Consider the following 12,551-nt stretch of genomic DNA (forward strand, 5'->3'; position numbering starts at 1 on the left):
TTTGGGAGTTTTTGAGTTTTAATTTTTAATTACAGATTATGGTATTGGCACAAAATCATAGCCTGTACGAGAACGATTACCAGTAGCGATTTTTACAAGTTGAACTGGAGCATTGCGATCGCCTGATGCTAAAAATCGAATCGCACCAGAAGCACCGATTGCAGAAAAGTTAGATGAGCTAAGTGCTTGTTGTACCCCCTCGCGTGTCGGATTAAGTTCTATAGCAGCAATCAACGCTTGTGTAGCGTCATAAGATAGGGCAGTTCTCCAACCTACATCACCACCCCAAAGCTGCCTGGCCTTTATGGTAAAGTCTGACGTATAATTCACCCCGGGAATTGCCACTATTAGACCAACAGCTTGTTGTCTTCCTACTTCTAAAGTCTTGAAGGTGTACAAATCATCTCCCCCCAGCAAAGCTAACCGTTTATCGTGAACCTGAATTACTTGCAACGCTTTGTCGAGAGTCTCAGTGTTAGAAGCTAACATTAACACTTCTGCACCTTGGTTAGTCGCTTGTTCTACACTTCTAGCCGCACTAAAATTTGCTTGGGACAAGTCAAATTCATTCGAGACTTGTCCACCTTCTAAAGACACAGATGAGACAAACTCAGATTTAAGCGACTGGCTGTAATTACTTTGGGAATTGAAAAAAACCGCTGCTTTTTTTTTCTGCAACTTGTTCACCATGTAGTTAGCTAAACTTCTGGCAGCAATGAAATCACTGGGAACTGTACGAAAAACGTAAGGGCTAAAGTTAGAAATCTTAACTGAGGTACTCGTGGGAGTGATAGCTACAAGTTTTCCAGAAGTATAAACAGTGCCTGCGGCTAAAGTTGCATCGCTGGTAGTAGGACCAATTACACCTAATATTTCGGAATTTTTGACTAACGTTGTCGCGATTTGCTTGGATATTTCTGGATTGTCATCGTCGTTGGCAATTTCTACCTTCAACCTCACTCCCTTTATACCTCCAGAGGCATTTATTTCATTTTGAGCTTGAGCGATACCACGTAAAATTTCTAAAGAAGTATTTGGATTGTTACCAATGGGCAAAGACGTAACTATGGTGTAGCTTTTTGCAGAGCCAATCCGGGCATTATTAAGGAATATCAGCGCTTCTGGGTCGTTAGGATTTTGTTTAATAGCTGTTGTCAAATTGGCGATCGCTTTTTCATAACTTCCGGCAGCGATCGCTTCTACACCTTCTTTTTTAGCTGGAGAAATTTCTCCTGCAATTAAAGTTTTTTCACCAAAACTAATGCGGTCTTGTAGGGATGGATTAATAGCATTTTCCTGAATGTAAGTGAAAAGATTGTCAAATTTTAGTCCTAAACTGCTAGCCAAGAACCAAGTAGCAGCTCCCACTGTGAAGAGCAACATAGCCGCCGATAGAAACATTAGTGATTGAGGTCTACTTTTCTTCAGCCAGTTTTTAGGGTTAGTGAGTAACTGCTTAGACTGGTGTGGAAGATTTAATAAGTTTATCTGTTCGGGTATAGGTAAACTAATTCCAGCAACCTCTACTTGCTTTTTTCCTTCCAGCACTTTCGCAAGTTGATTTGTTGCAGCTTCCAAGTTGCCACGAGCAAAGTTTCCCATGCCACGGGCATAAATCAGTAGCGGTTGAAAATCAGCTAATGACTCTGCCATTGTTTCCGTCAATGATGCCATTCGCACCAGTTCCGGTGTATCTTTCTCATCCAATTTTGAGAATACCAATGCCAGTTCACGAGCAGCGTCGCTAGGTTGAGTGTATGCTAAAGCCGTCCACTTCTGAGCTTCGGCAAAATCCTTAACATCAGGGTCATTACTGTGCAGCTGCTGTCGTATATAATAGAGCATGAAATCTGAAAGTTCTTGAATTCGCTGTTGCCCGAATTTTTCATCCTCCTTTAATTGGCGCAACAGTTGATTTCGCACTGCCAAATCTATCTCATAAAGTTCATGTCCAACTTCATCGCACAGGTTTGAAAGCAGCAAATCTGCTACTGCTATCCAAGGAATATTCAGCACTTCACCATGAATATCTCTCTGAAAGTTCGCCCACAGACGATATAACAAATCGGGTGTGAGTGCTAAGGGAAAAGCCGCATGATACGCCAAATACAAATGCGTCTCTCCAAAGCGTTTTGTAAAAGACTCGATGCGTCGTTGGGCGACTTGAGGTTTGATTTTGCTCATATTTTTCGCCCATCAAAATTCGTTGGACGTCCGCGCAGCACACCAATAGCATCTTGCAAACCCCGGCGGCTAACTTCAAACATGGGAACCAAACGGGCTATTTCGTAGGCTGTTGTACCAAACCAACGCTTTTTTGGCATTGGATTTAGCCAAGCAATGTAACGCACTCGCTGTTTAAGCTTGCCAAGAAATTCTTTAGTTAAATCGTAGCGTTCTTCATTCAAGCCACCACGAGCAGCGCCAGCATCACTGAAAATTAATACCGCTGTACGCTCAGAGCAAATATGATTAACAATATCACTGACTAACACCGCTTCTTGATGATAGGGGTCGCGGTAGAGATAATCGATAGGGCAATTGTGAAAGTAGTAAATACCAGCATTACCCAAACGACCACCGCGTAACGCCGTTTCTGCTAGCCGCCGGGATAATGCATGAAAAGGCACCATTGAACCATCTTGATCAATTAATAACAGCATTTCCGCCCGGTTCACCCTAGGTGCTACTAATACAGGATGGAGCAATAAACCTTGGCATCCAATTTGGTTGACCGTTGCTTCCACATCTAATTCTGTTGCGGCTCCCTCACGTACCGGGCGGCGTAAGTAGCGCCAAATTTGTTTCATTTGCCGCTCAGTCACAGGAAAATACTCAGTAGATAAGATAAAGCTAATCTGAGGAATTTCCTCACTTCTAGTTGTAACTTGCCGCACTGCCTGAGCTACTTGTACCTCATCTTCGATTATCTGTGTCAATTCTGGGGACAAATGAGGAATGGAGGTATTTTCAATTAGGGACTGTTCAGTTTTCCGCTTAGTTACCGTTCTGAAAGTTATATACCCAGCACTCAAGACGATGACTGATAACAAACTGCCAAAAATCCAATTTGACTGGTTTGTGTTGGTGTTTGGCGATGGTGTTGCAGTTGGTTGTACTATTGTTTGATTTGCTGTTTCCTGTCCAATATTTGTGGTTGGACTCAGTGTTGGTTTTTGCTGTGTTGTCTGGGTTTGTTCGTGGGAACTGAGTTTAAAACTCAAGGCAATTCCAATACCTAAAATCCCCAGAATCACGTAGCGAGCAATCTGAGATATTTTATTTTGATGCTGTCCAAATTGTGTTTCAGGGGTTAACGAAATAGCCTCACTACCAATTAATTGTTTAAACTGATACTCAAATATCAGCTTTTCCTCAGCAGATTTAACCCACAAAGTTTGACACAGACGTTTCAAAGCAGCATTATCACTAATCCCAAATCCACCTTGCAAAGACTTTAAAACTAACTGATACTCGTCAATGCCAAGTGGTAAGCCTGCTTCCCGCAGCTTGGTGAAAAGTTCCAGTAGAGGCAAATCGCAGGGGTTTAGATCCCCGACTTCTTCAAGAAGTCGGGGATCTGGGTGGTGCAAATCATTCTCATCCACGGCTTCCCCTCAAATACCGTACATGATCTTCCCAACTTTTCAGCAATACACCCGCATACGGCAACTTTCCATCCAGTTTCCCCAACACCTCATCTTGAGGATAGCGACGCAAAACACGAAACCAGTCAATTAATTCGCTGGTGCTAACTTTCTTACCTGCTTCCCCTTTGTCTTTCCGCATTTCCTCCCGCAGTTGCAAAAAGCGAGTTATAGCTTGAGTAACTAACTCCTTTGATGTAGTTGGAAATAAAGCATTGATAATTTGGACGAGGGTTTCACTGCTAGGAAATTCCACATAATGAAACAAACACCGACGCAAAAAGGCATCTGGTAAATCTTTCTCATCATTGCTGGTAATAATCACGATTGGGGCTGCCTTTGCCTCAACTTCCTGACCCGTTTCCTCAACAATAAACCGCCGCTCATCCAGTTCCAGCAGCAAATCGTTGGGAAAGTCAATGTCAGCTTTATCAATCTCGTCAATCAGCACCACTGTGGGATTGTCCTGCTGAAATGCTTGTCCCAATGGTCCCAAACGCACGTAGGCAGTTGGGTCATTGATGCGCTGCATTTGTTCTGGTGTTAAGCGATTAGAAGCCGCAAGCTGGGCATCCCGCAACCGTCCCACGGCATCGTAAGTATACAACCCATCCCGCGCCCGACTTGTGGATTTTACGTACCAAGCTTTCAAATCCAAGCTTAATTCGTAGGCAACTGCACTAGCTAATTGAGTTTTACCACATCCCGGTTCACCCTTCAGCAGTAACGGTCGTTCCAAATAAATCGCCAGATTCACCGCTTCCACCAGTTCCGGATTGGGTAAATAGGGATACAAAAGCTGTCCCTTAGCTCCCCGTTCTCCGAGTTTGGGCTGCACTTTGCCTGTATATTCCAATACTTGCTTGCCTAGAACTTCAGCCATTTTTCCTCGTGTTCGTACCAGTCACAATCAGACAAGCGACAAATTTCTGCCATTACGGGTTCTGGAATGCCATTGTCGCTGTTTTCTAGTATCTTCTCTACTGTTTCACCCACCTCATCTGTTAGTTTACTCGGTAGTTCGTCCGCTTCATGCTCTAACCAGTTAGTCAGTTCATGCTCGGAAAATTCCGCAATTACAGGCAATTTAACCGGATTATCCGGCTTCCAAGTTGCTTCAAACCTTTCTGCAAAAGGCATATTCCAACCATCTGCACAGCCTGCATAATCAACCATAAACATTAATAATTGAAACTGACTGGCGTTGGCAAGATTACCCCTCGCTTTTGTCGCTAATGGTAACCAAAAATCACGGATTAGTTCTTGCAAATACGGTTCAGGCAGAAAATCCACATCGTAGAAAATAAGTAAAACACTCTGAGTTTGCCACCATTGGTAAACTCTTTCAGCGATTTCAGCAGGTGTGCCTTGTCTGCCCAAACCAACCCGATTACTGAGTTCGCGCCATAAAGCTGCTACATCACTTCTACGAGCAATTCGGTTAAGGTCAATTCGCACTGTCTTCCCAGAAATGCTTTTGGGAACGTGCTTGATTACTAACCGATTCAATAACCAACGTTGCCCGTAATCTGGGGTACAACCGTGAATCAGGAAGGCTGCCACTGATTCAGCCTCAGCAAATTTGCGGAAGTTTTGCGCCTGTTTGCGGTATCCTAATTGCAATAGAGCCTTGTATAGTCGTTCGCTGCACGAAGCTCTTTCCAGGTTATCAAGCTGGTTTGCAAGGTGATCAATTTCGGCTTCAGTTTGTTCAATTTGCTTGTCTAATTGGAAGCGAATCAGGGTATCGGCTGCGATCGCACAATCCCTTCGCAATTTTGTTAACTTTTCGCACAACAATTCATACTGGTCTTGCAATGCGTCGTGTTTAGGTGTATGTGCTGAACAAATGACATTCACTTCCTTATCTAAGTCAATAATCTTACGCCGTGTGCAACTTTCTCACAAACCTAACCCCCAACCCCTTTCCTACAAGGGAAGGGGAGCAAGAATCAAAGCCTCTCGGACTGTGGCGGCTACGGTGTACACGCAAGTCATCGAATTAGCGAAAAAGGAGTGAAAAACCTCACCCTGTCCGTTCCGGACATCCCTCTCCTTGGCAAGGAGAGGGAAAGATTTTAGCTACGCTAAAAGCGAGGGTGAGGTTTTTCCGACTTGTGTGTACATTGAGGCAGCAATCTCATTCATTGCGTTTTGTTTCAATAGCTGAAACTTGTCTCCGGCACTAAGTATCACTTATATAGTTTCTTCAAACAGTAGTGTACCAGTTCCAGACAAAGTACTAAAGTTTCGGCTATACAGGACTATTCACCGTCTGCTATTCTCAAAATTCCATGACTCCCCTTAGCACCATTTTCTCTTTTTTTCCTGCTTTAGTAATACTTTTGACAGCAGCATCAATCCTTTGGATTTGCTTTTATCCAGGGATATTAAGTATTATGGCGCTTTTGATTTCTTTATACGTATTTCCATTATTGATATATAAAATACATGAATATTTTTATCCTTTAAAAGAAGGAATCAGCTATTTAGGCGGTAAAAATTATTCACCTTGGTGGGGAAGTCACCAAATACAAGTAATATATATTGCCTTTCCCGCATTAGAAACACTATTGCGGCTTATCCCCGGTGCATTCTCATTGTGGTTGCGGTTGTGGGGGGCAAAAGTGGGTAAAAATGTTTATTGGACACCGCAGTTAGAAATAAGCGATCGCGCTTTAATTGAAATCGGCGATAATGTCGTATTCGGTAACGGTGTCGGCATTTATTCTCACATCATCAAACCAAAAAAACAAGATTTATTGCTATATGTTAAAAAAGTAAAAATTGGTAACAATGTCTTTTTAGGAGCTTGGAATCACATAGCACCAGGAGTTACAATTGCAGATGGAACTTACGTTCCTGTCTTCACTCATATTTATCCGAATAAGCTAGTTGAAAACAAGGAAATAATTACAACCGCAGATGAACGCGAATAAACGCGGATAATATCTTAATCTTATCTGCGTCCATCTGCGTTCATCTGCGGTAAAAACTCTTAAAATGCATTTCATTATCAAGTTATTCGCAAAGCTTCTTACTCCTGCTGCCAATCGATTTCATCATACACTGAAAAATCCCCAAGCAACCCAGAAAAAAGTACAAAAGGAGATTTTTCAACGTCTTATTCAAAGTGAATATGGCAAATCTTTAAATATCAAATCTCTCGCTGATTGGAATCGCATCCCCATAGTTGCATATCACGATATTGAAAAGTTAATTTTGCAACAAAAGGAAACTAAAAAGCCTTTACTAACATCTGAATCAATCCTTTTTTATGAAAAAACTTCCGGAAGTCGCGGTGCTGCAAAGCTAATTCCTTACACAAAATCTTTGCTGAGTTCTTTTAATCAAATGTTCTGTGTTTGGGCATACGATTTAATTGTACATGGGGCAAACTTTTCTACAGGTAAAATATACTTTTGCATTTCCCCACAGTTGGGAGAAAAACAAGATGAAATCGGATTAAACAATGATTCAGAATATCTAGATGGATGGTTAAGGTGGGTTCTCAGTCCTTTTTTGATTTCACCTCGCGGACTAAATCGTATTGGTGATGCGGAAGAATTTAAAAATAAACTTTCTCAGACACTTTTAGTCGAAGAAAAGTTAGAAATTATCTCTATTTGGAGTCCAAGTTTTCTCAAAGTTATCCTAGATTATATTCAAAGTAATCGTACACGACTTTTGTTAGAAATAGGCGATCGCCTTTCACCTCAACGTCACCAAATGCTTCTCAATACAGAGATTCCCTGGACGCAACTTTGGGGAGAACTCAAACTTATCTCTTGTTGGGATAGCGCTAACGCTGCGGATGGTGCGGAATTTTTGCGTTCATTGTTTCCCAACGTTTTAGTACAGGGTAAAGGACTCCTCGCTACCGAAGCACCGCTAACTATCCCTTTAATTCCAGCGCGGGGATGCGTACCAATGCTCAATGAAGTATTTTTTGAGTTTGAAGATGAAGCCGGCAAAATTTACGGCTTGCATGAATTGCAAATAAACGGAGTTTATGAAATAATTCTTTCTCAAAAAGGCGGATTATATCGTTATCGAATAGGCGATCGCATTCGCGTTACCCATTTCTATTTAAATACACCTTGTTTACAATTTCTCGGACGGACTCAAGAAATCAGCGATTTAGTTGGGGAGAAACTACATTCTGAATTTGTCCGTCAAGTTCTCGATTCTTTACCTTTACAAGGAACATCCTTTAAAAGTTTAGTACCCGTCAAGGAGCCGCAACATTACATTTTGTTACTCGACCAAACGAATGTAAATCCTCAACAACTCGCGCAACAATTAGATGATGCATTGCAACAATCTCCTCAATATCGCTATGCAAGGCTTTTAAATCAACTTCAACCGGTGCGAGTATTGGTATCTTCACGCATCCCGGAAATTGTCGCTTTATATAAAATGCGATCGGGCAAAAAATGGGGCGACTTGAAACACGATATTCTCTCAACTACACCCATCGAATCAGAACTACTCGCGCTTATTGAAGAAAGAAACGATGAGTGTAAATAAGATTAAGTAGAACAGTTTAAATAAATCACCCTATGTCCGAAGCGAATGAAACGTTCGCGTTGGCATTCGCGGAGCGTGTCGCAGACAAGCCTCTCGCAGAGAAGCGTCTCGTAGAGAAGTGAAATGTTCGCGGAGCGTGTCGCAGACAAGCAATTCGCTTGCGGTTATGCCGATTTTACATTCTGTTACATAGTTAGGTTTATTCTCATACCAATTTAATATGAAGTTGCATAATTAAAGAACCCCACCCTAACCCTCCCCGCAAGCGGGGAGGGAATAAGAATCTAGTAGTCTATGTCATTAATTCTGATGGGTAATCAAATTTCCAAAGCCTTAAAAATCAATTATTTTGCTAAGTTGAAACCCCTCAAAACTTATGACATGGACTACTAGTTCCCCCTCCCCGCTTGCGGGGTAGGGGGTTAGGGGGTGGGGTAGAATTCTATGCAGCTTCACAAAGAATTGGTATCACCGACTTACTTATTTCATAATTCTAGTTGCGTTATTTTTATTCATGTTAATTAAACAGACATGATACCACAGGTACGTTTTTTGCTAATGATTATCGTTATCTATATCCATTTTTACTCTTATACACAAAACGGATCTTTATTTTGTTAAGAAAATATTACAAATATTGAATATTCCCGATAAATACTCTCTTGACCTGTAACAGTTAATCGGATAACGTAATCGTTCAGTAAGATGTTCCCTGATAACTTATGAACCGAAAATTAATACTTAGTTTACTTTCCAGCCCGACGATTTTTGCATCTATGATGTCCATCATTGGGGTAGTAAATCCGGCACATGCCGCAGAACCAGTCCTGCGTATGAAAGATGGTCAAGCATGTATACGTCATCCACATGCTGGATACAAAAACTTTGTTTGTACGCGGGTTTCACAGACAACAACCCCAGTTAAAGTAAGTTCAGTACAGCAATCTGATAAAAATGTTGCGATGTTGGAATTTTCGGAAGCAGAAAGCAATCAAGCGATCGCTTTATTTGGTTGCGACTGTCCATACTGCATGAATGTCTTCCGTACTCTCACAGGTGGGCAACCTTTAGTGTATTAAATTGCGAATTGGGAAAGGGAAAGGGGGAAAGGAAAAGAATTATTACCAATGCCCCATGCCCAATGCCCCTTGCCCCATTCCCAAATTATTCAACCTCCTCATTAACTGGGAACCTGTCAATCAACTGCATTGCGCGAGAAGCATTGCGGCGCAACGATTCCGGCAAATAGGGGACATGGGGTATCTGTGATAATAAATCTAAAGTGCGGCGCAGCAACCTGACTACATCACCTTCATCTAAAGTGGTATGTTCGCACAGTTCTGTCCACGGCATACCCAGCGCCCATTGTTCGATTATGGCAATTAACTCAAATTCCAACCACATAGGCAGCGCTACGCTATACCGACGTTGTAATTGAAACATTTGGCGGCGAATTCCCCGCAATTTTCCTAGTGCTTCTACTATTTCATTACTTAACTCGAAGTGTACCTTACTATCTGGACGCGGAGTTTCTGTTACCAAAGCCGCAGCTGCTGCTGCTAAATGGTGCGGATCTAAATTATCCAATTCTCCACTAGCCAGTGCTAAACCCAACCACAATTCATTTTCTCCGCGCATAGCGGCGGCGATTTGCCCTAATTGAGTTGGGACTAAGTTAACCAATGCGTTAAAGTGCTGCAAAATTTCAATTAAGTTGACAAATTCTTCCCAATGACGTTGGGATTGTTGTTCAACTTGTTCCTGCATCAGTTGAATTTCGGCTTCGAGTTCGACGCAGCGGGCTTTGCGTTTAAAAATTGCTGGGAGATTGCCGGCTTGATGCAAAGGATGAACTTCTATTTGCTCTTGCACAGCACTAACACGGCTAAGTTGTTCGGCTACCTCTTGTGGTTGTTGCACAAACTCGCTCGGATCGGGAATGAGGTGCGCCATCGCTGCTGTTTTTTCATTACCCCTGCGTGATTGTCCTGGTTTTAAAGGCATTTCCGGGGGTGGTAACAAATCAGCCTCAACTTCAACTCGCGGTAGTTCCGCATACAAATCCACAACATCCCCAGTCGTTGCCACATACCAGCGGTTATCTTGCCCCAAGCATACCAAGTAAGGCGCTTGACCAGAGCCTGGGCTTTTCCCCACTAACACCGCTGTTACAGGTGTTGATACGGGAATATTCTTCCCCTTCAAACCTAAAAGCGTCCCCGACACTGCAAAGCTCAACATCATGCCCAATTCTTCTTGCCGATCTGACTGAGCTTGTTCTTGCAGGGTTTTCAAAATTTGCCGTTCTACTTTTAGCCGTTGGCGCAATTTCTCATAAACAGCAATTTCTTTTTCATCTACTGCCGCTATTTGCGCTTGAAGTTGCGCCAATTCTGCTTGCAGTTCCGCAATCTCCTGATAATCTGGTCTTAAATGTAACGTAGCCATGTACTGCCCAAAACTGCGCTCAATTAGTTCCTTAGCTTGTTCTAAGGTGTGAGTTTGCAGTAAGTTCAGTACCATGCCGTAACTTGGTGTAAATTGGCTCACCAAAGGGTCAGGTTTAGATGTTGCCAGATACGCCGCTTCTTTGGCTCCTTCAAAGGGAGTTTGCAACGTCACCACGTAACCTTGTTTGTCCATCCCCCTGCGTCCGGCTCTTCCCGCCATTTGCAGAAATTCGGAAGCGTTTAACAAACGGTGTCCGCTGTCGGTACGCTTAGAAAGGGTGGAAATCACAGTGGTTCTGGCAGGCATATTAATTCCTGCTGCCAATGTCTCGGTAGCAAAGACGACTTTAATCAGTCCTTGCTGAAAAAGTTCTTCTACCAAGGCTTTCCATGCTGGTAAAATTCCCGCATGGTGTGCGGCAATTCCCCTGTATAAAGGGGCAATTTGTCCAGAACGTCCGGCTTCAGGATTGCGAGTTAAAAAATCGTCAATTTGCCGCCGCAACACTTGGGACTCGTCATTATTCACCAGCCACAAATCACCCACCTCAGCAACGGCTTTATCACATCCCCGACGGCTGAAGATAAAGTAAATTGCTGGTAGCATATCCCTTTGCTGTAGCTGGCTTAGGGTGTAATCTATGCTGGGAGCTTCTGGTCTACCACTTCTACCTCTGTCTTGCGGTCTGCTTTTTCCCCTCTTAACCAAGCGGGGGTTAATTTTAGTATTGCTTTCGTTCAACAAGGGAAACAGCCCCTTAGGATTGCCAAAGTTAAATTCTAAGGGGACTGGGCGAAAATCAGAGTAAATCAGGTCAGTTGGACCGTGAACTTGATTTAGCCAGTCGGTGAGTTGGTCACTATTAGCAACTGTGGCGGAAAGGGCTACGAGTTGAACTTCACGGGGGCAATAAATAATCGATTCTTCCCAAACTGTGCCTCGTTGACGGTCGTTCATATAGTGGCACTCATCCAGCACCACCACCTCAACGTCTACTAATGAGGTGCCGACTTGCCCAATGGGTGTGCCATAGAGCATATTTCGGAAAATTTCTGTAGTCATGACTACAATTGGCGCATCTCTGTTGACAGAGATATCGCCAGTTAACAATCCGACGAGATCAAAACCGAATTTTGAGCGAAAATCACGTAACTTTTGATTTGAGAGCGCTTTTAGAGGTGTCGTGTAAAATACACGTTTACCCCGCGATAAAGCGCGATAAATAGCGTATTCCCCGATTAAAGTTTTGCCGCTGCCGGTGGGCGCACAGACAACAACGGAGCTTCCAGCGTTCAGCGAGGCGATCGCATCCTTCTGAAATTGATCCAACTCAAAGGGAAATATCTTACGAGGGTCAAGTTCTGGAGACAGCGCAGGATAATTCACGTATGGGACATTTGCAACCAGTCTGTTTACTATATTAACGGCTATTTTGTCAACTTTGTTAAGAGGCTAGGGACTAGGGACTGGGGACTGGGGATTGGGGACTGAATTTTCTTTAATTCCTTGCTCCCGAATATAGTGATCGCCATACTCGTTTACACCTTGTTGTTGAGAGCGAATGAAACGACAGTACCCATTAAGAGCCTTTTCAATATGCTCGTTAATTTGACTCACCCAGTTTAATTGCTCTATGGTGCAATACCCCAGATTCTCAGCAATGATGAAAGCACTTTTGGTTTCAGCCAAGGAACCACGAGCAATATACAAAAAACGCAACCGCTCTAAGTAGTGATAACGTCCATAACCTTCAGCTATATTAAGTACTATGCTACAGGCTGCTCGTCGCAATTGATCGCTCAGATTAAAGCGTTCATAATCTGGCAAACTATCTGCTAGCCGATAAGCTGCCTTAAGTAGCTTGAGGCTATCTTTGTAGAATTCTAAAGACTCAAAATCTTTATCTCCCATAATATCCTAATC

9 protein-coding genes are annotated in these 12,551 nt (G+C 42.9%); 3 read left to right on the forward strand and 6 right to left on the reverse strand.

Annotation, left to right across the window (positions count from 1 at the left end; all coding sequences use genetic code 11):
• Positions 1–36: 36 nt before the first annotated feature.
• The 4 genes from TOL9009_RS50195 to TOL9009_RS0116575 are packed head-to-tail and all read right to left on the reverse strand — an operon-like array spanning position 37 to position 5,507.
• Positions 37–2,184, reverse strand: a complete 2,148-nt coding sequence (locus tag TOL9009_RS50195; protein ID WP_313770063.1) for an ABC transporter substrate-binding protein — start codon at positions 2,182–2,184, stop codon at positions 37–39.
• Positions 2,181–3,608, reverse strand: coding sequence for a hypothetical protein (locus tag TOL9009_RS0116565; protein ID WP_260675909.1), 1,428 nt, complete (start codon positions 3,606–3,608; stop codon positions 2,181–2,183). The genes TOL9009_RS50195 and TOL9009_RS0116565 overlap by 4 nt, the downstream gene beginning before the upstream one ends.
• Positions 3,601–4,530: an AAA family ATPase gene (locus tag TOL9009_RS0116570; RefSeq protein ID WP_029633782.1), complete on the reverse strand. Its 930-nt coding sequence runs from the start codon at positions 4,528–4,530 to the stop codon at positions 3,601–3,603. The genes TOL9009_RS0116565 and TOL9009_RS0116570 overlap by 8 nt, the downstream gene beginning before the upstream one ends.
• Positions 4,515–5,507: a hypothetical protein gene (locus TOL9009_RS0116575; protein WP_029633783.1), complete on the reverse strand. Its 993-nt coding sequence runs from the start codon at positions 5,505–5,507 to the stop codon at positions 4,515–4,517. Before TOL9009_RS0116575 ends, TOL9009_RS0116570 begins: the two co-directional genes overlap by 16 nt.
• 539 nt (positions 5,508–6,046) lie before the next feature.
• On the opposite strand from TOL9009_RS0116575, the gene TOL9009_RS39455 reads away from it, so the two are divergent.
• The 3 genes from TOL9009_RS39455 to TOL9009_RS0116595 all read left to right on the forward strand — a co-directional run bounded on the left by TOL9009_RS39455 (position 6,047) and on the right by TOL9009_RS0116595 (position 9,256).
• Positions 6,047–6,586, forward strand: a complete 540-nt coding sequence (locus TOL9009_RS39455) for an LbetaH domain-containing protein (protein ID WP_313770064.1) — start codon at positions 6,047–6,049, stop codon at positions 6,584–6,586.
• Between the two features lie 64 nt (positions 6,587–6,650).
• Complete coding sequence (locus TOL9009_RS0116585) at positions 6,651–8,177, forward strand: GH3 family domain-containing protein (protein ID WP_029633784.1); 1,527 nt, start codon at positions 6,651–6,653, stop codon at positions 8,175–8,177.
• A gap of 722 nt (positions 8,178–8,899) precedes the next feature.
• A complete protein-coding gene (locus TOL9009_RS0116595) occupies positions 8,900–9,256 on the forward strand; it encodes a hypothetical protein (protein WP_029633785.1) in 357 nt (118 codons plus the stop codon).
• Positions 9,257–9,341: 85 nt separating this feature from the next.
• Here the strand turns inward: TOL9009_RS0116595 and TOL9009_RS0116600 are convergent, their stop codons facing one another.
• Together TOL9009_RS0116600 and TOL9009_RS39460 are read right to left on the reverse strand one after the other, a co-directional pair.
• Positions 9,342–12,014: a DEAD/DEAH box helicase gene (locus TOL9009_RS0116600; RefSeq protein WP_029633786.1), complete on the reverse strand. Its 2,673-nt coding sequence runs from the start codon at positions 12,012–12,014 to the stop codon at positions 9,342–9,344.
• Positions 12,015–12,080: 66 nt separating this feature from the next.
• Complete coding sequence (locus TOL9009_RS39460) at positions 12,081–12,539, reverse strand: four helix bundle protein (RefSeq protein ID WP_051502929.1); 459 nt, start codon at positions 12,537–12,539, stop codon at positions 12,081–12,083.
• Positions 12,540–12,551 lie beyond the last annotated feature (12 nt).

It is taken from the genome of [Scytonema hofmanni] UTEX 2349 (assembly GCF_000582685.1).
In the GTDB taxonomy this organism is placed as follows: Bacteria; Cyanobacteriota; Cyanobacteriia; order Cyanobacteriales; family Nostocaceae; genus Hassallia; species Hassallia hofmanni.